At 76.4% G+C, this 25384-nt stretch carries 2 protein-coding genes (1 of these 2 only partly in view); both read right to left on the bottom strand.

Features of this window, described 5'->3' with window-relative positions; genetic code table 11:
- Positions 1-213: 213 nt before the first annotated feature.
- The gene (locus tag WMF31_RS38515; RefSeq protein ID WP_436606873.1) at positions 214-20232 is read right to left on the bottom strand and encodes a type I polyketide synthase; all 20019 of its coding nucleotides are present in this window, start codon (positions 20230-20232) and stop codon (positions 214-216) included.
- Positions 20229-25384 carry the 3' portion of a type I polyketide synthase gene (locus WMF31_RS38510; RefSeq protein WP_436606872.1) on the bottom strand. Its footprint extends 5185 nt past the window's final position, so 5156 of the gene's 10341 nt are visible here — the last part of the coding sequence; its start codon lies beyond the right edge, outside the window; its stop codon occupies positions 20229-20231. Before WMF31_RS38510 ends, WMF31_RS38515 begins: the two co-directional genes overlap by 4 nt.

The following is a 25384-nucleotide window of genomic DNA, read 5'->3' as shown; positions in this document are numbered from 1 at the left end:
TCGTCGCTCGCGCCGTCGGTGATCTTCGAGGCGAGGAGCTCCCGCGCCCATGGAGCGCGGCTCGAGGAGAGGATGAGGCCATCGTCCCGTGATGCGGACAGTGAGCATCACGCTCGCGCGGGGCGGCGAGGCGCATCGCCGCCGGGGGCTCGTGATGACGCGCGTGGTGCGTGTGGACGAGGTGACGTTGCCCGTGAAGACACAGGGCAGCGCTCACCCTGGCGCGTGGGTCGTGAGGAGCCAGTCGTGGACGAGCCGGGCGGTCGTATCGGCGTGGTCGGTCAGTATGGTGAAGTGGTTGCCAGGCAGATCCATGACGGCGTGGGCTTGCTCCCAGTGCGTCCGCCAGTCGCCGCTGCCGGGCACGACCTCGCCCTCCATGCCGGGCATGGGCTCCGTGACACGGACGAGCAGCGTGGGGGTGACGAGCGGCGCAGGCACCCAGTCCTCGAAGAGCTCGGAGTACCACGGCATGGCCGTGAACTCGTTGTCCGTGCGCGGCACGGAGGGGAGATACCCGATCCACGCGCGCAGCAGCGCGGTCGCTGTCGCAGCAGACACATCACGCATCAGGTAGGTGTCGAGGAGCACGACCGCGGCCGGGGAGATGCCGAGCCCCTCGAGGTGGCTCCCGACCGCGTGGGCGATCCATCCGCCCGAGGAGGTCCCCACGAGGACAAAGGGAGCCCCGCCGGCGCATCGCACGACGCTCTCGGCGTGCGCTCGAACCACGGTCGCGCGGTCCTCCGGCAGAGGCTCGTCGTGCCCGAAGCCCGGGTTGGGGAGCACCCAGACGTCGCGGTGCCCCGAGAGCGCCGAGGCGAAGCGGGCATACTGGATGGCACCCGTCGGCGGTGTGACCGTGGGGAAGCACAGCACGACAGGCAGCGCGCTGCCGCTGGTCAGCTTGATCGGGCTCGGGAAATGGCCCGGCGGCCTCGCCTTCACCTCGCGGGCGCGGCGGATCCGGGACGAGAGGACCACGAGGTCGTAACCCAGATCGAGCTCGCCGATCTCGCTCAGCTGCCTGACGTTCGAGATCAGCGCGCTCCCGCCGCCGGTGTCGGCAGGCGCGGCGCCCTGGCCCGGTCCTGAGGCCACCTCTCCACCCCGGCGCGCGGCGGGCGCCGGGGTCAGGAGCTCGGGCTCCAGCTGGCGGAGCACCCTGCCGGCCGCCCCGTCGGCCGTCGGGTGCTCGAAGAGCAGCGTCGCAGGCAAGGACAGGCCGAGCCGCGCGCCGAGCCGCTGCCGGATCTCGAGCGCCATCAGGGAGTTCAGGCCGAGCTCGAGCAGCGGTCGATCCGGCGCGATGTCGCGCGGCGAGCCCAGCCCGAGCGCCCTCGCGAGCTCCTCGCGCACGAGATCGAGCAGCGCGGCTCGCCGCTCGGCCGGCGGGAGGCGCTCCAGGCGCGCGCGCTCCCCGGAGGCGTCCGGGGACGAAGGGGCCTCGCGCAGCCGGAGCAGCCGGCTGAGCAGCGGCGGTACGCGGCCCCGGGAACGCTCCAGCGCCGTGCGCATCCGGTCGAGCTCCAGCACCGCCGCCACGGACAGGACATCCCCCGCGCCGACCGCGCTGTCGAGCAGGAGGACGCCCTCGCTCGCGGAGAGCGCGCCCAGGCCCGCGCGCGCCATGCGCTGGACGTCGGCCTCGCCGAGGTGCGCCGTCATGCCGCTGCGCTCGGACCAGTAGCCCCACGCGATCGAGGTGGCGGGCAGCCCTCGAGCCCTCCTTTGATGCGCCAGCGCGTCGAGGAACGCGTTGGCCGCCGCGTAGTTGCTCTGGCCCGAGGCCCCCAGCACGCCGGCGATCGACGAGAAGAGCACGAAGTGATCGAGGGCGAGCCCCTCGGTGGCCCGATGCAGGTTCCATGCGCCCGCGATCTTGGGGGCCAGGACCCTCGCGAACCGCTCCCGGGTCTGATGGCGCAGCACGCCGTCGTCGAGCACGCCGGCGCAATGAAACACGCCGCGCAGCGGTCCCTCCTCGGCCGCGCCGCCGACGAGCGCGCGCACGGCCTCGAGATCCGCCACGTCGCAGGCGACGACGGTGACCTTCGCGCCGAGCGCCGCGAGCTCCGCCTCGACGAGATCGGCGCCCTCCGTCGCCCCGCCGCGACGCGACGTCAGGACGAGGTGCGACGCGCCCTGCTCCGCGAGCCAGCGCGCCGTGTGCCGTCCGAGCAAGCCGAGGCCGCCCGTGACGAGGTACGTCCCCTCGCGTGGGCCCGGGCGCTCGGGCGCCCGGGGCGCAGGCGCCGCGCGCAGCAGCCTCGGGACGAGCAGGCGCTCCCCCCGGACCGCCACCTCGGGCTCCTCGTCGAGCGAGAGCGCCCGAGCGAGCGCGCCCGCCGCAGGGGTGCCGGAGCTCAGGTCCACGAGGCGCAGGTCGAGCTCCGGGTGCTCCAGGCGCGCGCTGCGCGCGAGGCCCCAGAGCGGCGCCTGCTCCAGCGCGCTCACGCCGTCGCCGGCGGAGGCCGCGACCGCCCCTCGCGTGACCCAGACGACGCGGGAGACCGGCCGATCGCGAGACGCGAGGCGCTGCAGCTCCGCGAGCGCCCGCGCGACCTGCGCGCCGGCGCGCTCCGCGAGGTCGCCCCCGCCGTCCTCGGGCGCGGGCCAGAGGCGAATCACGCCGCGCTCGCCGTCGAGCGCGTCCAGCGAGGCCTCCTCGAGCGCGACGCCCGCGCCCTCCAGCGCCTGCCGGAGCGCTCGCTCCCGCGGCCCGCCGTCGGAGAGGAGCGCCCAGCGGCCCGAGGGGCGGGCGGCGCGCGGCGGGAGCTCGTGCCAGGCGACGCTGTAGCGGTGCCGCTCCGCGCGCGTGGCGCGGCGCACCGCCGCGCCGTCCGCGCGCTTGAGGTGCAGCCCGCGCAGCTCGCCGACGGGCGCGCCCTGCTCGTCGTGGAGCGTGACGTCGAGCCGCTCCAGCTCGTCGCCCTCGCGCGCGTGCTGCACGCGGGCCCACAGCGCGTGCGCCCCTCTCCGCCAGAGACGCAGTCCGGCGAGCGCGAACGGCAGGAAGACGCCGCGCGGGGCGCCGTCCTGCCACAGCCCGGCCGCGTGCAGCACGCCGTCGAGCAGGGCCGGGTGCACGCCGTACGCCCGGGCCTCGCCGCGCCACGCGTCGTCGAGCGCAGCCCTCACCCAGCGCACCACGGAGCCGTCCGGCTGCCGCTCGCGCCACGACGCCCGCAGCGTCTGGAAACGCGGGCCGTACGCCAGCCCGTGCTCCCTGAGCGCCTCGTAGCACCCGTCGATGGGCTCGGGCTCGCTCCCCTCCGGGGGCAGGCGCCGCGGCGCCGGCGGCGGCGCGGCCTCGTCCGGCAGGGACTCCAGGGTGGCCTCGGCGTGCAGCGTCCAGGCGATGTCCTCGGGGTCCTGGGTGCGCGGCGCGCTGTAGATGCGCACGCGCGCCGCCTCCCCGGCGCCGGCAGGGGCCACGCTCACCTGCAGGCGCACCTCGCCGCGCTCGGGCACGAGCAGCGGCGTGTGCACCACCGCCTCGGTGAGCGAGAGGTCCCGGGAGGGATCGCTCGCCTCGGCCGCGGCGCGCGCCAGCTCGAAGAGGGCCACGCCGGGCAGGAGGGTGCTGCCGAGCACGTGGTGATCGCCGACCCAGGACGGCGAGCGCCGCGAGACGGTCGTGTTGAAGATCCGCGCGCCCGTGTCCGCCGCCACGCCGTGAACCCCGAGCAGCGGGTGCTCGCTCGCGTGGAGCCCCGCCGCGCGCTCGGTCGTCGCCGCCGGAGCGTCGAGCCAGTAGCGCTCGCGCTGGAAGGCATAGGTGGGGAGCGGGACGCGCCGGCCTCCGGGCAGCACCCTGGCCCAGTCCAGGGCGAGGCCCTGGGTGTGGAGCTCGCAGAGCGAGAGGAGGAGCCGCCGGAGGTCGCCCTCGCCGCGCCGCAGCGAGCCGACGACCGCCGCCGTGAGCCCCTGCGCCTCGATCGTCTCCTGCAGGGCGAGCGCCAGCACGGGGTGGGGGCTGACCTCCACGAAGAAGCGATGATCCTCGGAGAGGAGCGCGCGCGCGGCGTCCGCGAAGCGGACCGGCTCCCGGAGGTTCCGGTACCAGTACGCGGCGTCGAGCTCGACTCCATCGAGCCGCTCGCCGCTGACGGTGGAGCGGAGCGGGATGGAGGCCGCGCGCGGCGCTGTCGCCGCGAGATCGGCCAGCAGCTCGTCGCGGATCGCCTCCACCTGGGCGCAGTGCGACGCGTAGTCGACGCGCACCTTGCGGGCGAAGATCTGCGCGGCCTCGAGCTCGAGCAGCAGCGCGTCGAGGGCCGCCGGCTCGCCGGAGACGACCGTGGAGCGAGGGCTGTTGGTCGCGGCGATCGAGAGCCGCTCGCCCCAGCGCCCCAGGCGCTCGCGGAGCTCGGCGGCGGGGAGCTCCACGGCCGCCATGGCGCCCTTGCCCTCGAGCCGGGCGAGCGCGCGGCTGCGCAGCGCGACCACCCTGGCGGCGTCCTCGAGCGAGAGCGCTCCGGCGACGCAGGCGGCGGCGATCTCGCCCTGGCTGTGGCCGACCACGGCGTCGGGCTCGACGCCCAGCGAGCGAAAGAGCGCGGCGAGCGAGACCATCACGGCGAAGAGCGCGGGCTGCACGACGCTGGCCCGGTCCATCGCGGGGTCGCCCTCTCCGCGGAGCACGGCGAGCAGCGACCAGCTCACGTGAGGAGAGAGCGCCCGATCGCAGGCCTCGATGTGCGCCCGGAAGACCTCGGAGCTCTCGAGGAGCGAGCGCGCCATCTGCGCCCACTGCGAGCCCTGCCCCGGGAAGACGAAGACGACCTTGCCGCGGGGCCCGGCGGCGCCGATCACCGCGTCGGGAGAGGGCTCTCCCCGGGCGAGGGCGTCGAGCGCGCGGAGCAGCCCCGCGCGATCGCGGGCGACCACCGCCGCGCGCTGCGCGAAGTGCGAGCGCGCGGCGGCGAGCGTGTGGGCGACGTCGGCCAGGGCGAGGTCCGGATGGGATTCGAGGTGCGCCCCGAGCCGCGCCGCCTGGGCCCGCAGCGCGCCGCCGGTGCGGGCCGACAGCACGAACGGGCGCCAGGCCGGCGGCGCCTCGGCCGCCGCGGCCGCGGGGAGCGGGGGCTCGGGCGGTCGCTCCAGGATGACGTGGGCGTTGGTGCCGCTGGCGCCGAACGCGCTGACGCCGGCCAGGCGGGCGTCGGGCCAGGGGCGCGCCCGGCGCGCGACGTCGAGCCCGAGGGCGCCCCAGGCGATGTCCGGGCGCGGCTCGTCCGCGTGCAGGCTGGCGGGGATGGTGCGGTGGGCGAGCGCGAGGGCCGCCTTGAGCACCCCGGCGATGCCGGCCGCCGCCTGCGTGTGCCCGAGGTTCGACTTGATCGAGCCGATGACGAGCGGCGCCTCTCGGCCGGCGCCGTAGACCGCGCCGAGCGCGCGGGCCTCGACCGAGTCGCCGAGCCGCGTGCCGGTGCCGTGGGCCTCGACGTAGCCGACCTCGTGCGGCTCGACCCCGGCCAGCGAGAGGGCCCGGCGCAGCACCGTCTCCTGCGCGCGCCCGTTCGGGGCCGTGAGGCCCGCGCTGCGGCCGTCCTGGTTCACGGCCGAGGCGCGGACCACGGCGAGGATCGCGTCGCCGGCGGCGATGGCGTCGGGCAGCCGCTTCAGCACGAGCACGCCGGCGCCCTCGCTCCAGGCCACGCCGTCGGCGGCGGCCGAGAAGCTCTTGCAGCGGCCGTCCGGCGCCATCCCGCGCAGGCGGGAGAACTCGACGTAGAGCGCGGGCGTCAGCACCAGCGTGGCGCCGCCGACCAGGGCGGTGTCGCACTCGCCCGCGCGCAGGCTCTGGCAGGCCAGGTGCAGCGCCACCAGCGAGGACGAGCAAGCCGTGTCGACCGTCATGCTCGGCCCGTGCGTGCCGAGGAAGTACGACAGCCGGCCCGACGCGACGCTGCCCGTGTTGCCGGTCCCGATGTAGCCGTCGAGCGCCTCGAGGCCGGGCTGCGCCGCGGGCAGGTAGTCGGACGACATGAGGCCGACGAAGACGCCGGTCTGCGTGCCGCGCAGCCGCTCGGGCACGATGCCCGCCCCCTCGAGCGCCTCCCAGGCGGTCTCGAGCAGCAGCCGCTGCTGCGGATCCATGGCCGCGGCCTCGCGCGGCGAGACGCCGAAGAACTCGGGGTCGAAGCGGTCGATGTCGTCGAGGAAGCCGCCGCGCCGCGAGGTCATCTTGCCGGGCGCGTCCGCGTCGGCGTCGTAGAGCGCGTCCGCGTCCCAGCGGTCGATCGGGACCTCGCGGGTGGCGTCCACGCCGGCGAGCAGCAGCCGCCAGAGCGCCTCGGGATCGCCGGCGCCGCCGGGGAAGCGACAGCCCGCGCCCACGATCGCGATCGGCTCGTACCCGGCGGCCGCGGACCGCGGGGACGCCGCGGCGAGCGCCGCCCCGGTCCCGCGCAGCTTCTGGGTCAGCTCGACGATCGACGGGTAGCTGAACAGGTCCGCGACGTCGACCGCGAGCCCGAGCTGGCCGGCGAGCCGCGCGTGGATCTGGACCAGGGCCAGCGAGTCGGCGCCGAGCTCGAAGAAGGGGCGGCGGCGGTCGATGCGCTCGATCCCGAGCCGCTGCTCGACGACCGCCGCGACGCGGTCCTCGAGGTCGTCGCCGCGCTGGCCTCCGGGCGCGGCGAGCGCGTGCGCGGCGGCGGCGCGGGTCGGATCGGGCAGCGCGCCGCGATCCACCTTGCCGTTCGCGGTGACGGGGAGCGCGTCGAGCAGCGTCACGTGGGTCGGCACCATGTACGCGGGCAGGCGCCGGCCCAGCCAGCGCCGGACGTCGCGCGCGGTCAGCCCGAGCTCGCTCGCGGCGTCGTCCGCGAGCTGCTCCTGGCTGACGCTGCCCGCCAGCAAGGCGTGGACGACGGCGAGACCGGCAGGCCGCTCCGCCGACAGGACGTCGTCCGCGACCAGCCCGACGGGGCACAGGCCCACGCCGTGGGCTCCGGCCGCCTCCATCCAGCGCTGGCCCAGGCGGCCCGCGAGGCGCCACGCGGCCGCCTCCCGGGGGCCGAAGAGCAAGAGCGCGGCGGGCGCGCCGGCGGCGACCGCCTCGTTGCCCGGGAGCTGCTCCTCGGCGATCGTGCCGTCGGAGACCCGCTGCCAGGCCGCCTCGCGCTGGCGGTAGACCCCGGGCGTGAGGTCCGCGAGCGGCTCGCGCACCACGAGCCAGAGCTCGAGTCGGGTGGGCTCTCCGGGCGGCGCGCCCGCCCGGAGGCTCGTCGCCCAGAGCTCGTCGTGGCTGACCAGGCCCGCGAGGGGGGCGGCGCCCTCCGCGGCGGGCCCGAGGTCGATCCCGAGCTCGGCGGCGCGATCGATCAGCAGCTCGGCGGCGTAGCCGGCGTCGAGGTGGCACAGCGCCTCGGTGAGGTCGCCGTAGAGCGGCCGCACGCGCGCGGCGTCCGCCACGAGGTGGAGGGTCAGCGCGGTCGCCTCGACGTCGCCGAGCCGGACCAGGCGATGGGCTTCACGATCGTAGCCGTAGCGGCCCGCGGGCAGGTCCGCGGCGCGAGGGACGTCCAGGAGGACGTGCACCGGGTACAGGCTGCCCGCCGAGGCGTGGCGGTACTTCGGCAGCGGCTGGCGCGGCGCGGGCAGCGGGCGCAGCACCTCGAGCAGCGCGCCGAGCGAGCTCGCCGAGGGCGCATGCGCGGCGGCGACCGGGCGCGCCGGGGTCGCCACCACGCGGGCGAGCGCCGCGCCGGTGAGGCCGGGGCCCTCGAAGACGCGGTAGCTCTTGCGAGGCCACGGCGCCTCCCGATCGCCGCGGGCCGCGAGATCGAACGAGGGGGCGCCCGACGGCCGCCAGCCCGGGCCCAGCTTGAGCGCCGCGCGCTCGGCGCGCGCCCTCGTCGAGCCGTCGCGCCTGTCGTCCTTGGCGGCGACGAGGTAGGCCGCGAGCTGCTTCGCGCCGCTGGCCTGGCCGACCGTGCTGACGACCGCGCGCTTCACGAGGGGGTGCCGCTCGAGGTGCCACTCGATCTCGCCGAGCTCGATGCGGTGGCCGCCGACCTTGACCTGGTGATCCTCGCGGCCGAGGAACTCGATGTCTCCGCTCGGCAGATAACGGCCGAGATCGCCGGTGCGGTACAGCCGCTCGCCGCTCCGCGGGTGCACGAGGAAGCGCTCGGCGGTGCGGGCGGGGTCGCCGAAGTACTCCCGCGCAAGGCCGATCCCGCCGATGTAGAGCTCCCCGGGGACGCCGTCGGGGCACGGGCGCAGCTGCGCGTCCAGGACATGAAACGTCTGGTTGCGCATCGGGCGGCCGTAGGGGATCGACGTCCAGCGGGGATCGACCTGCTCGATCGGATGGAGGATCGACCAGATCGACGCCTCGGTGGCGCCGCCGAGGCTCACGACGCGGCAGCGGGGGACGAGCGCGCGGAGGGCATCGGGCAGCGCGACCGGGATCCAGTCGCCCGACAGCAAGGCGAGCCGCAGCGTCGCCGGCAGGACGTCGGGGCGGCCGGCGGCGTGGTCGACCAGCATCTGCAAGAGCGCCGGGACCGAGTTCCACAGGGTGACGCCCTCGTTGCGCAGCCACTCGGCCGAGCGGGCCGGGTTGCGCAGCGCGGCCGGTTCGGGGAGGACCAGCGTGCCCCCGGCGCCGAGCACGCCGAAGATGTCCCACACGGACAGGTCGAACGAGAGCGACGAGATCCCGAGCACGCGGTCGTGAGGGCCCACCGCGAAGCGCTCCTGGATGTCGAGGATCGTGTTGACCGCGCCGAGGTGCTCGACGGCGACGCCCTTGGGCTGCCCGGTCGAGCCGGAGGTGAAGATCACGTAGGCCAGATCGGTGAGCCGCTGCGCCGGATCGAGCGGGCCGTCGTCCTGCTCCGCGCAGGCGCCCGGCGCGTCGACCGCGAGCGCCTCGACCGGGTCGGGCCAGCGGCCGCGGAGCGTCGCCTCGTCGGTCAGCGCGTGGCGCACCCGGCCGCGGGCGAGCAGCGCGCGCCGGCGCATCTCGGGGAGCTCGGCGTCGATCGGCAGGTACGCGCCGCCCGCGAGGAGCACGGCCAGGACGCCCACGACCTGGGGCCAGCCCTTCTCCATCACCACCGCGACGAGCTCGCCGGGCGTGACGCCGCGCGCGCGCAGGTGGCGGGCGATCCGCCGCGCCTCGCCCAGGAGCTCCCGGTAGCTGAGCCGGCGCCGGACGTCGACCACCGCGAGCGCGTCCGGCCGGAGCGCCGCCTGGCGCTCGACGAGCTGGTGCAGGAGCTGGGTCGGGAGCGGGCCCTCGGTCGCGTTGACGGCGGCGCGGCGCGCGAGCTGCTCGGGCGGCGTGAGCGCCCAGTCCGGCGCGCTCCAGGCCTCGTCCGACGCCGCGAGCCTGGCGAGCAGGCCCGCGTAGGCCGCGAACATGGCGTCGATCACGCCGTCCGGGAACAGCCCCTCGACGAAGTCCCACGAGGTCGACAGCCGGCCGCCGATCTCGATCGCCTGGTGATCGAGCCACACCTGCGGCGTCTGCGAGACGGCGTGCGGAGCGCCGAGCAGGCGGGCGCCGGACGGCGGGCCCGCCGGCGCCAGGTCGCCCAGGCCGAGGGCGCTCGTGAACACCACCGGGAAGCTGGCGAAGCCGCCGCGGGCGTGGGCGATCTCTCGCGTCACGTCGAGGCAGCTGACCAGGTGATGATCGAGATCGTCGCGGAGCTGCCGCTGGTAGCGCCGCGCGCGCGCCTCGAAGCTCGCGCCGTCGCCGGGATCGATCTCGACCAGGATGACGGCGGTGAAGTCGCCGATGATCTGGTCGATGTCGGGGTGGATCGGCAGGCGGTTGAACAGCGTCAGGTTGAGCGTGAAGCGGGGCCGCCGGCTGAAGGCGCCGAGCACCTCGGCGAAGGCCGCCATGAGGACGCCCGATGGGGTGAGGCCGCGCGCCTGCGCGCGCGCCTTCAGCGCCTCCCAGTCGGTGTCCGCGAGGTCCGCGGTCAGGTGGCGGAAGCGCGGGACCCCGATCGCGTCGGGCGCGACCGCGAGCGGCAGCTCGGGCCCCGGCGGGAGCGCCTCGGCGCGCGCGCGCCAGTAGGCGAGATCGCGCTCGGCCGCCGGCGTGCCCGCGAGGGCTTCCTGCCAGCGTACGTAATCGCGGAAGGTCAGCTCGAGGGGCTTCAGGCTGGCCTCCGGGTCGGCGTAGAGGCGCACCACCTCCTGGAAGAGGAGGATGAGGCTCCGGCCATCGGCGATCAGGAGGTCGACGCCGAGGTGCAGCCGGATCACGCCGTCCGGCAGCCGGGTCGCGCAGATCTCGAACAAGGGCCACCGGTCCGCCGGCAGCACCCGGTGCGACATCGCGGCGCGCACCGCCGCGGCGCGCGCCGCGGCCTCTCCAGGGGCGAGGCTCGCAGCGTCGAGGACCTCGATGGTCATCGGGGGCACCTCGGCCAGGACCTGCTGCCGGGCGTCGGGGTGCACGATCGCGCGCAGCATGTCGTGGCGCGCGATCAGCCGGTCGATCGCGCGCTCGAGGCGGACCAGATCCAGGCCGGCGAAGTCGAGCTCGACGTAGAAGTGGGTGGCGACCCCGCCGAGCGCGAACTGGCGGCCGCGGCCGAGCCAGTAGGCGCGCTGGATCGCGGTCAGCGCGAACGGCTCGTGACGCGCGGCCGGGTCGACGACCAGGGGCGGCAGCCGCGCGGCGTCGGCGTCGTCCGCCGGGATCGATCCGGCGAGCAGCTCGGCCAGCGCCCGCGGGCCGGCGAGCTCGAAGAGGAGCCCGACCGAGACGCGCTGGCCGGTCAGCTTGCCGAGCCGCGTGCGCAGCTCGACGGCCATGAGCGAGTCGAACCCGAGCGCGGTGAAGCCCTTGCGCGGGTCGACGCGGGACGCGTCGGGGTGGCCGAGGACCGCGGCCGTCTCCGCCAGCACGAGGGAGGTCAGGCGGCGGAGCCGCTCGCTCGCCGGGAGGGCGCGGAGCTCGGCGAGCAGCGCGGCGGCGCCGGTCGCGGGGGACAGCGCCTCGAGCGCGCGCTGGGCCTCGGGGAGCTCGCCGAGCAACGGGCGCGGGCGCGCGGCGGCGAAGGCCGGGGCAAAGCGGGCCCAGTCGACGTCGGCGACGGTCAAGGTGACCTCGTCCTGGTCGAGCGCCTGCTGCAAGGCCGCGATCGCGCGCCGGGGCGCCATCGCGGACACGCCGCGCCGGCTGAGCTGGTGCTGGCCCGCGCCGTCGGCCATGCCGCCGCCCGCCCAGGCGCCCCACGCGATCGAGGTCGCCGGGAGGCCGAGGGCGCGGCGATGCTCGGCGAGCGCGTCCAGGAAGGCGTTGGCCGCGGCGTAGCCGCCCTGGTGCCCGCTCCCCCAGACGCCCGCGGCCGACGAGAACAGGACGAAGGCGTCGAGGGCGCGATCGCCGAGCAGCTCGTGGAGGTGCCGGGCGCCGTCGATCTTGCCGGAGGCGACGGCGGCGAGCTCGTCGAGGCGGGTCTCGGCCAGGGGCGCCTGCTGGGTGACGCCCGCGGCGTGGAAGACGGCGCGGAGAGGAGGCCCCTCGTCGTCCAGGCGCTGGAGCAACGCGGCGAGGGCCTGCCGGTCGGCGGTATCGCAGGCGGCGACGGTGACGCGGGCGCCGAGCGCGGTCAGCTCGGCGACGAGCTCGGCGACGCCGGGGGCGTCCTGCCCGCGGCGGCTCGTCAGGACCAGGCGCTCGGCGCCGGCGCGCGCGAGCCAGCGCGCGACGTGGGCGGCCAGGGCGCCGGTGCCGCCGGTGACGAGCACGCTGCCGCGCGGCGTGAAGGCGCGCGCCGCCGGGGCGTCGCCGAGCGGCGCGCGGACCAGCCGCCGGACGAACAGCCCCGAGGGGCGCAGCGCCATCTGGTCGTCCTCGGGGCGCGCGAGCGCGGCGGCGAGCCGCTCCAGCGCGCGGGGGTCGAGCGCGTCGGGCAGGTCGAGCAGCCCGCCCCAGCGCTCGGGGTGCTCGAGGGCCACGACCCGGCCGAGGCCCCACGCCAGCGCCTGCAGCGGGCGGGCGAGCGGGTCGGAACGCCCGATGGAGACGGCGCCGCGGGTCAGCAGCCACAGGGGCGCCTGGATCGCGGCGTCTCCCAGCGCCTGCACGAGCGCGAGCGTCAGGGCGAGCCCGCGCGGCAGGGCGGGATGGTCGGGCAACGCGGCCTCGTCGAGCGCGAGCAGCGACAGGGCGCCGCGCGGCGCGGCGCCGCCGCCGAGCACCTCGCGCAGGCGCGCGGCCAGGCGCGAGCGGTCGAGGTCGCCCGCCGCGACCGGCACCGGGAGGACCTCCGCGCCGCGCTCGGCGAGCGCCCGGTGCGCTGCGCGCGCGATCGCGTCGCCGGCGGGCTCGCTGGAGGAGGGATCCGCGGAGGAGAGCCCCTCCGGTGCGGCGTCCAGAGCACGGTAGAAGAGCAGCCACCTGCCCGAGAGATCGCCGCCGGTGGCGCTCGCGAGAGGCCTCCACGCGACGCGGTAGCGCCAGGCGTCGAGGGCGCTTCGCTCGCTCTGCTGGCGGCGCCAGCGCGACAGCGCGGGCAGCAGGGCGGCGAGGGACGCCCGTTGCTCCTCGCCCTCGACGCGCAGCGCCTCGGTCAGGGCGCCGAGATCCGCCCCCTCGACGGCCTCCCAGAAGCGGCGGTCGGCGGGCGACGGCGCGTCCGCGTCGGTGGTGCGGCTCCTGGGGGCATCGAGCCAGCAGCGCTCGCGCTGGAAGGGATAGGGGGGGAGCGGGACCCGCCGGCCTCCGGGCAGCACCTTGGTCCAGTCCAGGGCGAGGCCCTGGGTGGTGAGCTCGCAGAGCGAGAGGAGGAGCCGCCGGAGGTCGCCCTCGTCGCGCCGCAGCGAGCCGACCACCGCGGCGGGCGCGCTCGACGCGCCGGCCGTCTCCTGCAGCGCGGGCGTCAGCACCGGATGGGGGCTGACCTCGATGAAGAAGCGATGTCCGTCGGACAGCAGCCTGCGTGTGGCGTCCGCGAAGCGGACCGTCTGCCGGAGATTCCGGACCCAGTACGCGCCGTCGAGCGCCGCGCCCTCGATCCGCTCGGCCGTCACGGTCGAGTAGAGCGGGATGGTGGACGCGCGGGCCCGGATCGGCGCGAGCCTGTCCAGGAGCTCCTCGCGGACGGCCTCCACCTGGGCGCAATGGGAGGCGTAATCGACGCGCACCTTGCGCGCGAAGACGTGCGCCGCGTCGAGCTCGCGCAGCAGCGCGTCGATGGCGTCGGGCTCGCCCGAGACCACGGTGGATCGAGGGCTGTTGATCGCGGCGACGGCCAGCCGCTCGCCCCAGCGCTCGATCCGCGCCTCGATCTCGGCCGCGGACAGCTCCGCGGCCGCCATGGCGCCCTGACCCGCGAGCCGCTGGAGCGCGCGGCTGCGCAGCGCGACCACCCTGGCCGCGTCCTCGAGCGACAGCGCGCCGGCGACGCAGGCCGCGGCGATCTCACCCTGGCTGTGGCCGACGACCGCGTCCGGCTCGACGCCCAGCGCGCGCCAGAGCGCGGCCAGCGACACCATCACCGCGAAGAGCGCCGGCTGCACCACGTCGACCCGCTCCAGCGAGGGCGCGCCCGCCTCGCCGCGCAGCACCGGGAGCAGCGGCCAGTCGACGTGGGCCGAGAGGGCGCGCGCACACGCCTCGATCTGCCCCCGGAACACGTCGGAGGTGTCGAGCAGCGCCTGCGCCATCCCGATCCACTGGGAGCCCTGTCCCGGGAACACGAAGACCAGCTTGCCCTCGACGTTCGCCTCTCCGAGCACCGCGTCGGGGCTCGAGCGGCCCTGCGCCAGCGCCGAGAGCGCCTCGAGCGCCGCGCCACGGTCGGTCGCCACCACCGCGGCCCTCCGCTCGAGCTGCGAGCGCGCCGTCGCGAGCGTGCGGGCGACGTCCTCGAGCTCGAGCTCCGGATGCGCCGCGAGGTGCGCCCCGAGGCGCTCGGCCTGCGCCCGCAGCGCCGCCTCGCTCCTGGCCGACAGCAGCAGCGAATGCGCCCGGGGCAGGGCCGCGACCGGCTCGATGGGGGCCGCCGGCTCGACGGAGGGGGCCTCCTCGAGGACGACGTGGGCGTTGGTGCCGGAGAGCCCGAAGGCCGACACCCCCGCGCGGCGGGGCTCGCCGCCGTCGCGCCGGGGCCAGGGGCGCAGGGCGTCGACGACCTGAATGGGGAGCGCGCCCCAGTCGATGTGCGGGTTGCGCGGGGTCGTGCGCAGCGTCGCCGGCAGCGCCTCGTTTCGCAGCGCGGCGACCATCTTGGCCACGCCGGCGAGCCCGGCGGCGGACTCGAGGTGGCCGATGTTGGTCTTGACCGCGCCGAGCAGCAGCGGGCGCTCCGCGCCGCGCGCGGCGCGCCCCTCGCCGTAGACAGCGGCCAGCGCCTGCACCTCGATGGGATCTCCCAGCGAGGTGCCCGTGCCGTGGCACTCGATCACATCGACGTCCGCCGGGGTGAGCCGCGCGTCCTCGAGCGCGGCGCGCAGCACCTTCTGCTGGGAGGTGCCGTTCGGCGCCGTGATGCCGCTGCTCGCGCCGTCGTGGTTGACGGCGCTGCCGCGGATGACGGCCAGGATATCGCGCCCGCGCGCGCGCGCGTCGCCGAGGCGCTCGAGGGCGAGGACCACGACCCCCTCGCCGCGGCCGTACCCGTCGGCCTGGGCGGAGAAGGTCTTGGAGCGGCCGTCGGGGGCGAGGGCGCGGGCGCGCGACAGGAGCACGAAGCCGTCCGGCGCGGCCATCACCTGCACGCCGCCGGCGAGGGCGAGATCGCACTCGCCGCGGCGCAGGGACTGGCACGCGAGGTGGAGCGCGACGAGCGAGGAAGAGCAGGCCGTGTCCACGGAGAGCGCCGGCCCCTGCAGCCCCAGGGTGAACGCGAGCCGCCCCGCGGCGAACGAGGAGTGCGTCCCCATGACGGCGTAGGCGTCGGCCTCCTGGCTCGTGCCCTGGAGCAGCTCGTAATCGCTCGGGCCGATGCCCACGAAGACGCCGGTCCGGGAGTCCCTGAGGGAAGCCGGGACGACGCCGGCGCCCTCGAGGGCGTGCCAGGCGGCCTCGAGCAGGAGGCGGTGCTGCGGGTCGATGTGCTTCGCCTCCCGGGGGCTGATCCCGAAGAAGGCCGCATCGAAGAGGTCGATGTGGTCGAGGAAGGCCGCCTCGCGGACGTAGCTCTTCCCCTTCTCGTCCGGGTCCGGATCGTAGAAGGCGCCGGCGTTCCAGCGGCCCTCGGGGATGGGGCCGACCGCATCGAGGCCCTGCTCCAGGAGGCGCCACAGGCCGTCGAGGTCGGCGATGCCGCCGGGCAGGCGCAGCCCCAGCCCGACAATGGCGATGGGCTCCTCGCTCGGCGCGGGCGCGACCCGGGGCTGCCCTTCCTCGCGCACGGCACGGAGCGGCTGACCGAGGGCCGGGGCGAGGGCCTCGAGGAGGAAGGCCGCGACGCGGTGGGGCGAGGGGTGGTCGAAGGCCAGGGTCGCCGGCAGGCGCACGCCCGTCGCCCGCTGGAGCCGCCGGCGGAGCTCGACGGCCAGCAGCGAGTCGAGGCCGAGGTTGACGAAGCCCGTGTGCGGGTCGACGCGCGACGCGTCGGGCTCGCCGAGCACGGCGGCCGTCTCCGCCCGCACGAGGGCGACGAGGTGGTGGAGACGCTCGCGCTCGGCGAGGCGCGCGAGCCGGACGAGGAGGAGCTCGGCCTCGTTCGTCGCGGGCGACGGCGCCCTGGATCGCTCGTCGAGCGCCGCTCGGGCCTCGGGCAGCTCGTCCAGCAAGGGGCGCGCGCGCGCGGCCGTGAACGGCGGAACCAGGCGCGCCCAGTCGATGTCGGCGACGGTCAGCGTGGTGTCGCCGTGATCGAGCGCCTGCTGCAGGGCCGCGAGGGCGAGCTCCGGAGCCATCCTGCGCAGCCCGCGCCGGTGGAGCAGATCCTGGAGGCGCGCGTCGTCGGCCATGCCGTCGCCGGCCCACGGGCCCCAGGCGATCGAGGCGGCCGGTCGCCCCAGGGCGCGGCGCCGCTCGGCCAGCGCGTCGAGGAAGGCGTTGGCGGCCGCATAGCCGCCCTGGTGGACGTTGCCGAAGACGCCGGCGCTCGACGAGAAGAGGAGGAAGGCGTCGAGGGGCGCGCCGCCGACGAGCGCGTCGAGGTGCAGCGCCCCGAGGGCCTTGCCGGCGACGACGCTGGCGAGCTCGGACAGGGTGATCTGCGACAGCGGCGTCTGCTGGACGACGCCCGCCGCGTGGATGACGGCGCGGAGGGGATCTCCTTCGGCCGCGAGGCCCTGGACCAGGGCCGCGAGCGCCGATCGGTCGGCCGCGTCGCAGGCGGCGACGGTGACGCGGACCCCGAGGGCGGTGAGCTCCGCCGCGAGCTCGGCCGCGGAAGGGGCGTCCTGTCCGCGGCGGCTGGTGAGCACGAGGTGCTCGGCGCCGTTGCGGGCGAGCCATCGGGCGACGTGGGCGCCGAGGCCGCCGGTGCCGCCGGTGACGAGCACGGTGCCGCGCGGCCTGAACGGCGCCCCTCGATCCGGGCTCCCGCCGCGGGCGGCGCCGGGCTCGCCGAGGGGCGCCCTCACCAGCCGTCGCGCGAACGGCCCGGAGGGGCGCAGCGCGAGCTCGTCCTCGGCGGTGCGACCGCCGAGCACGGCGGCGAGCGGCTCGAGCGCCTCGTCGTCGGAGTCGGAGGCCTCGGCGAGGTCGACGAGCCCACCCCAGCGCTCGGGGTGCTCCAGCGCGACCACGCGGCCGAGCCCCCAGGTCAGCGCCTGCAGCGGGTGCTCGACGGGGGCGGCGGGTCCGACGGAGACGGCGCCGCGGGTGACCAGCCAGAGCGGCGCCTCGAGCGCCGCGTCGCCCAGGGCCTGCACGAGCGCGAGCGTGAGGGCGAGCCCCCGGGGCAGCGCGGGGTGCGCGGGCAGCGGGGTCTCGTCGAGGGCGAGGAGCGAGAGCACGCCGCGCGGCGCGGCCCCGTCCCCGAGCGCCTCGCGCAGCCGCGCGCAGAGGGCGGCGCGGTCGCAGTCGCCCTCCGCCACCGGCACCCGGACGACCGTCGCGCCGCGGCCGGTGAGCGCCCGGAGGACGGCGCGCCCGAGCGGGTCGTCCGCAGGATCGGCGGGAGCCGAGGGATCCGGGAGAGCGGCGCCCCGGTCCGTCGTGAAGAGCAGCCAGGTCCCCGCAAGGTCGCTCGCGGAGGGGCTGGCCAGCGGCCTCCAGACAGCGTGGTAACGGAGGGCGTCGAGGGCGCGCTGCGCGCGGCGCTCGCGGCGATAGGTCGAGAGCGCGGGCAAGAGGGCGGCCAGCGAGGCGCGGTCGTCGTCGCCGTCGACGCGCAGCGCCTCGGTGAGGGAATCGAGATCGCCCCGCTCCACGGCCTCCCAGAAGCCGCCCTCGGCGGGCGACGATGGGCCGGCGGCCACGCCGGCGCTCGGGGTCCCGGGCCCCGCGAGCCAGTAGCGTTCGCGCTGGAAGGCGTAGGTGGGCAGGTCGATGCGCCGCGCGCCGAAGGGGGCGAAGAACGCCCTCCAGTCGATCGCGTGTCCGCGGACGTGCAGGCCGCCGAGCGCGGCGGTGAGCGCCTGGAGCTCGGGGCGGTCGTCGCGGAGGGCAGGCAAGAAGGCGGAGCGGGCCAGCGCCTCCTCGGACAGGCAGCCCTGGGCCATGGCGCAGAGCACGCCGCGGGGGCCGAGCTCGAGGAAGGTGGTGACGCCCTCGGCCTCGAGGGTGCGGACGCCATCGACGAAGCGCACGGCCTCTCGCGCGTGCCGCACCCAGGTGTCGGGGGAGCGCAGCGCCTCGACGGTGGCGAGCTTGCCGGTGAGGTTGGAGACGAGGGGGATGCGGGGCGGATGGAAGGTGAGCTGGCGGAGGACGCGGCGAAACGCGTCGAGCATTCCTTCCATGCGCGGGGAGTGGAAGGCGTGGCTGACGTGCAGGCGCGTGGTCTTGCGCCCGAGGGCCTCGACGCGCCTGGCCACCGCCAGGACGGCGTCCTCGTCCCCCGCGATCACGGTGGACAGGGGGCCGTTGAGGGCGGCGATGGCGACCCGGCCTTCGCGCGTGCCCGGCGCGCGCCGCGGATCCGCTTGCGCGATTTCTCCCAGCAGGGGCGCGATCTCGTCCTCGGACGCCTGGAGCGAGACCATGGCGCCGCCCGGAGGGAGCGCCTGCATGAGGTGAGCGCGCGCCGCGACGAGGGCGCAGGCGTCGTCGAGCGACAGCACGCCGGCGACGTGGGCGGCCACCAGCTCGCCGATGGAGTGGCCGAGCAAGAGATCGGGCTCGAGCCCCCAGCTCTCCAGCAGCCGGAAGAGGGCCACCTCGAGCGCGAAGAGGGTCGTCTGGGTGAAGGCGGTCTGATGCATCAGGGCGGCGTCCTCGGTGCCCTCGGGGGCGAAGAGGACGTCGCGCACCGGGCGAGCGCGCATCGACGCGGGTCGTGGCGCCGCGTCGAGGCGGGCGCACACGGCGTCGAGGGCGTCGCGATAGACGGGGAACGCCTCGTAGAGGGCGCGGCCCATGCCGGGGCGCTGGCTGCCCTGTCCGGTGAAGAGCAGGGCGAGCTTGTCGCCACCCCGGGCCTCTCCGAGCACCAGCTCCGGCGCGGCGCTGCCCTGGGCGAGAGCGCCCAGGGCGCCCGGGAGGACGGCGCGCTCGCTCGCCACGACCACGGCCCGCCGCGCGAAGTGCGAGCGCGTGGTGGCGAGCGACGAGGCGATGTCCACGAGCGCCAGATCCGGGTGGGCCTCGAGGTGCGCCCGCAGCCGCTCGGCCTGGGCCCGCACGGCGGCCTCGGTGGTGCCCGAGACGAGCAGGGGCAACCACGGCGGGGGCGCCGCGAGCGGCTGCGGGGGCGCCGCGAGCGGCCTCGCCGGCGCCGCCGGCGCCCCATCGGCAGGGGCTTGCTCGAGGAGGACATGGGCGTTGGTGCCGCTGATGCCGAACGAGGAGACGCCGGCGCGGCGTGGACGGCCGTGGTCCGGCCACGGCCTCGGCTCGGTCAGGAGGCGGACCGTGCCCGGCGACCAGTCGACGTGCGGAGAAGGGGTGTCGGCGTGCAGGGTCCTGGGCAGGAGCCCGTGCCGCATGGCCAGGACCATCTTGATGACCCCGGCGACGCCCGCGGCGGCCTGGGTGTGGCCGACGTTGGACTTGATGGATCCGAGCCACAGGGGGTTGTCGCTGGAGCGGCCTTGTCCGTAGGTGGCGAGCAGGGCCTGGGCCTCGATGGGGTCGCCGAGGGGGGTCCCGGTGCCGTGGGCGTCGACGGCATCGACATCGCCGGCCGAGAGCCGGGCGCTCTCGAGGGCTCGACGGATGACGCGCTCCTGGGAGGGGCCGTTGGGCGCGGTGAGCCCCTGACTCTTGCCGTCCTGGTTGACGGCGGAGCCGCGGACGACGGCCAGGATGGGATAACCGTGGCGCCGTGCATCGTCGAGCCGCGAGAGGAGCAGCATCCCGGCGCCCTCGGCCCAGCCGGCGCCGTCGGCGCGGGCGGAGAAGGATTTGCAGCGGCCGTCGGGCGCGAGCCCGCGCTGGCGGCTGAACTCGATGAAGACGGTCGGGGTCGCCATGACGGTGACGCCGCCGGCGAGCGCCAGGGAGCACTCGCCGCGGCGCAACGCCTGGCAGGCGAGGTGGAGCGCCACGAGCGAGGAGCTGCACGCCGTATCGACGGCCACGGCGGGCCCCTCGAGCCCGAGGGTGTACGCGACGCGCCCGGGAGCGAGGCTGCCGCCGCTGCCGAGCGCGACATGGCCGTCGAGCCTGTCCAGCGCCGCGAGCATGCGCGCGCCGTAGTCCTGGTACATGACGCCGACGAACACGCCGGTCTGGCTGCCCTGGAGGGATCTCGGGTCGATGCCCGCGCGCTCGACGGCCTCCCACGAGAGCTCGAGCAAGAGCCGCTGCTGCGGATCGATGGCGAGCGCCTCGCGCGGGCTGATGTCGAAGAAGGCGGGGTCGAAGCGATCCGCGTCGTGGAGGAAGCCCCCCTCGCGCACGTAGCTCTTGCCCCTCGCGTCGGGGTCGGGGTCGTAGAGCGCGTCGAGCTCCCAGCCGCGGCCCTCGGGGAAGCCGGAGATGGCGTCGGTGCCGTCCCGGAGGAGCTGCCAGAGCGCCTCGGGCGTGTGCGCGCCGCCGGGGTAACGGCAGCTCATCGCGACGATCGCGATGGGCTCCTGCTCCTTCTCTTCGGCCTCCCGAAGGCGCTCGCGCGTCTCACGCAAGGCGGACGTCACCCGCTCGAGGTATGCGCGGAGCTTCTGTTCTTCGCTGTTCACTTGCCCAGTCCCATCCCGTCGAACTCCCTGTCGATCAGCGCAAAGAGCTCGCTGTTGGTGGCGGCCCGGAGGTCCTCGGAGGCGGCGGCGGTCTTCACCTCCGGGGCGCCGGCCCACGGCGACAGCACGGCCCGCAGCCGCGCGGCGATGCGCTCCCGCGCGGCGTCGCTCGGGGACATCGCGGCGAGCATGGCCCCGAGCTTGTCGATCTCGGCCAGCACGGGGGCTTCAGGCGTCGTCTCCTCCGGGACCACCACCGCCCGCAGCCGCTTCGCGAGGGCGGCGGGGGTGGGGTGGTCGAAGGCCACCGTGGCCGGCAGGCGCAGGCCGGTGGCCGCGCCGAGGCGGTTTCTCAGCTCGACGGCGAGGAGCGAGTCGAGGCCGAGCGCCTGGAGCGGACGGCCCGGCTCGACGGCGTCCGGCGCGGCGAGGCCGAGCACCGTGGCCACCTCGGCGCGCACGAGATCGAGCAGGACGCGGTCACGGCCTTCCTCGGAGAGCGAGGCGAGGCGCGCTTTCAGCGGCGGCGGCGCCCCGGCGCCGGCGGCGGCGAGGCGCCGCGGCGCGGCGCGGAAGAGACCCCGGAGCAAGGGCGGTACGGCGTCGCCGGCGTGCGGGCTCGATCCGGCGGCGCGGAAGCGCGCTGGAACCACGGACGCTTCGGGGCGGGCCAGCGCGGCGTCGAGCAGGGCGAGGCCCTCCTCGGGCGAGAGCGCGACCAGCCCGAGGCGCGCCATGCGCGCGAGGTCCACCTCGCCCAGGTGGGCCGTCATGCCGCTGCGCGCCGCCCAGAGGCCCCAGGCGAGCGAGAGGGCCGGCAGCCCTTGCGCCCGGCGGTGGTGCGAGAGCGCGTCGAGGAAGGCGTTGGCCGCGGCGTAGTTGCCCTGGCCCGGGGCGCCCAGCACGCCGGCGAGCGACGAGAACAGCACGAAGGCCGACAGGTCGAGCGCCCGGGTGAGCTCGTGCAGGTGCACCGCCGCGTCCACCTTGGGCCGGAGCACGCGATCGAGCCGCTCGGCGGTGAGGGCGTGGAGGACGCCATCGTCGAGCACCCCGGCGGCGTGGAGGACGCCGGTGAGCGGATGGTCGGGGGGCACCGAGGCGAGGAGCGCCTGCAGCGCGTCGCGGTCGGCGACGTCGCAGGCGGCCAGCGTGACGCGGGCGCCCGCCGCTTCCAGCTCGCGCTGGAGCGCCTCGGCGCCCCTGGCCGCGCGGCCCGCCCGGGACGCGAGGAGCAGGTGCCTCACGCCGTGCCGTTCGACGAGGTGCCGGGCGATCAAGGCGCCCAGCGTGCCGGTGCCCCCGGTGACGAGCACCGTGCCCTCGGGGCGCAGGGGGCGCGCCGCCGCAGGGGAGGATGCGGTCGCCCGGGCCAGCCGCGGGACACGCAGGGTCCCGCCCCGCAGGGCGAGCTGGGGCTCGTCCGCGCCGAGGGCCGCCGGCAGCGCGCGGAGCGAGGCGTCGTCGCCGTCGACGTCCACGAGGACGAGCCGTCGATCGGGGTGCTCGGACTGCGCGGTGCGCAGGAGGCCCCAGAGGGGCGCGTGGGCCAGATCGAGGGCGCCCTCGCCGGGGCGCGCAGCGACGGCGCGGCGGGTGAGCACGACGAGCCGGCAGGAGGCCAGGCGCTCGTCCGCGAGCCACGCTTGCAGCAGCAGGAGCCCTCGGCCGGCGGCGTCGCGGGCAGCCCCCGCCAGATCACCCGGGTGAGCCGTCCAGGGGACGACGACGACCTCGGGCACGCGACCGCCTCGATCGAGGGCGGCCTTGAGCGCGGCGACATCGGCGTGGCCGTCGACCTGGATCGCGGCCTGCCCGAGCGCGGCGGTCAGCCCCAGGGCGTCTGCCCCCAGCAAGGCCCAGGCGCCGCCGCTCGGCCGCGGTGGGGAGGGCAGGTCGACCCACTCGACGAGGTACAGGTCCCGGCCCTCCTGCTCCGGGAGGAACCGGTCCGCCGGCGCGCGGCGCATCGTGAACCCCTCGATGTGCGCGACCGGCAACCCGGAGGCGTCCCAGAACAGGAGATCGGCCACGGCGATGTCCTGATCGAGCCGCTCGTCGTGACGGAGCGCATGCTCGGCCCAGCAAGGCGCCGCGCGGCGGCCATACCAGACGAGGCGCTCCACGGCGAACGGCAGCCGGGGCACGTCGCTCTCCTCGAGCGGGCTCTGGGGACCGCCGTCGCCGGACGGGATCGCGCCCCTGCTCCACATCTCGAGGCCGAGGGCGTTGTCGATGAAGCCGGCGGGGAGAGGTGCGTCCTCGGTGGGGACGCCTTCGGGGGCCTCGAATCGGCCGAGCCCGGCGCCCTCGCGCGGCCGGGTGGCGCTCCGGATCCACCACCATGCGGGGCCCCAGTCGATGTGCGCCTTTCGCAGGATGTCGTCGAGGGGAGACGCGGCGGCGGAGACGCGGTCCAGGGCGCGCGGGTCCAGGGGAGCGCGCGGCTCGACGTCGCTCGGCGCGAGGCCATCGAGGACGGCCGTGGCGTGGATCGTCCACGCGCCCTCGCCGCGCGTGGCCAGGATCGCGGAGAACCCCGAGCGCCCGCCGGCGAGGGGGGTGAGCTGGACGTGCAGGCGCGCGCGGCCCTCGGGATGGTCGAAGGAGAGCGTCCTCAGGAACTGGACCTCGCGCAGCTCGATGGGCTGGCCGGGCCAGTGGGACTCGCCGACCGCGAGGAGGACCGCCAGATAGAAGGCGCCCGGGACGACGATCCGGTCGTAGACGACGTGGCTCTGGAGGTAGGCCTGGACGCCGGGCCCGATCTCCAGCGAATGCAGGACGGAGCCGTCCGGGAGGCCCGATCGGTGGCCGGCGAGGGGGTACCGACCCGCCGGCGCGGCCTGGGCCTCCGGCGCGCGTCGCGGCGCCTCGGGCCAGCAGCGCTCGCGCTGGAAGGGATAGGAGGGCAGGCGGATGCGCCGGGCGCCGAGCGGCGCAAAGAACGCGTCCCAGTCGAGCTCGTGCCCGCGGACGTGCAGGCCGGCGAGCGCGGTGAGCAGCGCCTCGACCTCGGAGCGCCCCTTGCGGAGCGCGGGCAAGAGGGCGGCGTGCGCCTGGGCCTCGTCGGACAGGCAGCCCTGGGCCATGGCGCAGAGCGCGCCGCGGGGCCCGAGCTCCAGGAAGGTGGTGACGCCTTCGGCCTCGAGGGTGCGCACGCCGTCGAAGAAGCGGACCGCCTCTCGCGCCTGGCGCACCCAGAAATCGGGCGAGCACAGCGCGTCGGCGCTCGCGCGCTGGCCGGTGACGCTGGAGACGATGGGGATGCGCGGCGGATGGTAGGTGAGCTCGCCGGCCACGCGCCGGAACGCCCCCAGCATCCCCTCCATGGCGGGAGAGTGGAACGCGTGGCTGACCTGAAGCCGCGTGGTCTTCCGCCCGAGGGCCTCGAAGCGCCTTGCCAGGGCGAGGGCCGCGTCGCGGTCGCCCGAGACGACGACCGACGAGGGTCCGTTGATCGCCGCGATGCCGACGCGCGCCTCGCGCGCTCCCCGGTCGCGGCGGGGATCCGCAGGCGCGGTCCCGTTCTCGGGGGCGGTCCCCTCGAGCGCGGCGCGGACCTCGTCCTCGGACGCCTGGAGCGAGATCATGGCGCCGCCCTGGGGGAGGGCCTGCATGAGGCGAGCGCGCGCGGCGACGAGGGCGCAGGCGTCCTCGAGCGACAGCACCCCGGCGACGTGGGCGGCCGCGAGCTCGCCGATGGAGTGGCCGAGCAAGCCGTCGGGCTTGAGCCCCCAGGCTTCCAGGAGCCGGAAGAGGGCTACCCCGAGCGCGAAGAGGGCCGGCTGCGTGAAAGCGGTCTGATCGAGCAGGGCGGCGTCCTCGGAGCCCTCTCGGGCGAACAGGACCTCACGCAGGGGCCTCTCGAGCTGCCCATCGAGGTGGCCACAGACGGCGTCGAGCGCGTCACGGAAGATCGGGAAGGCATCATAGAGGGCCCGGCCCGCGCCGGGGCGCTGGCTCCCCTGACCTGGAAAGAGGAGCGCGAGCCTGCCGCGCCCCTCGGCCTCGCCGAGCACCCCGGGGGGAGCGGGGCTGCCTCGCGAGAGGGCGCTCAAGGCGTCGAGGAGCTCCGCGCGATCGCGGGCGACGACCGCCGCCCGCCGCTCGAGGTGCGCCCGCGTGGTGGCGAGGGAGCAGGCGATGTCCACGAGCCGAAGATCGGGGCGAGCGTCGAGGTGCGCCCGCAGCCGCTCGGCCTGCGCCCGGAGGGCGGCGCCGGTCCTGGCCGACAGGAGCAGCGGCAACGCCGGCGGCAGCGCCCGAGGAGGCGCGGCCATGTCCGCCTCCCTTCCACGAGGCGCCTCCTCGAGGACGACGTGGGCGTTGGTGCCGGAGAGCCCGAACGCCGACACGGCAGCGCGGCGAGAGGCGCCGTCTTCGCGCCGCGGCCAGGGGCGCAAGGCGTCGACGACCTGGACCGGCAGGCCGTCCCAGTCCATGTGAGGATTGCGCGGGGTCGTGTGCAGCGTCGCCGGCACGCCCTCGTGACGCAACGAGGCGACGATCTTCGCCACGCCGGCGAGCCCGGAGGCGGCCTCGAGGTGGCCGATGTTGGTCTTGACCGCGCCGAGCAGCAGCGGCCGATCCGCAGGGCGCCCCTCGCCGTAGACGGCGGCCAGGGCGCGCACCTCGATGGGGTCGCCCAGCGAGGTGCCCGTGCCGTGGCACTCGACCACATCGATCTCGGCCGGGGAGAGCCGCGCGTCCTCGAGCGCGGCGCGCAGCACCTTCTGCTGGGAGGAGCCGTTCGGGGCCGTGATGCCGCTGCTCGCGCCGTCGTGGTTGACGGCGCTGCCGCGGACGACGGCCAGCACGTCGCGCCCGCGCGCGCGCGCGTCGCCGAGGCGCTCGAGGGCGAGGACCACGACCCCCTCGCCGCGGCCGTACCCGTCGGCCTGCGCGGAGAAGGTCTTGGAGCGGCCGTCGGGGGCGAGGGCGCGGGTGCGCGAGAGGAGGATGAAGGCGTCGGGGGCGTCCATCACGTGCGCGCCGGCGGCGAGGGCGAGGTCGCACTCGCCGCGGCGCAGGGCCTGACAGGCGAGGTGGAGCGCGACCAGGGAGGAAGAGCAGGCCGTGTCCACGGAGAGCGCCGGCCCCTGCAGCCCCAGGGTGAACGCCAGCCGACCCGCGGCGAACGACGGCTGCG

Source organism: Sorangium sp. So ce1036 (assembly GCF_051369805.1).
GTDB classification, from domain to species: Bacteria; Myxococcota_A; Polyangia; order Polyangiales; family Polyangiaceae; genus Sorangium; species Sorangium cellulosum_F.
Note: the sequence above shows the minus strand (reverse complement) of the source record. Positions and strands in the feature narration are given on the sequence as shown.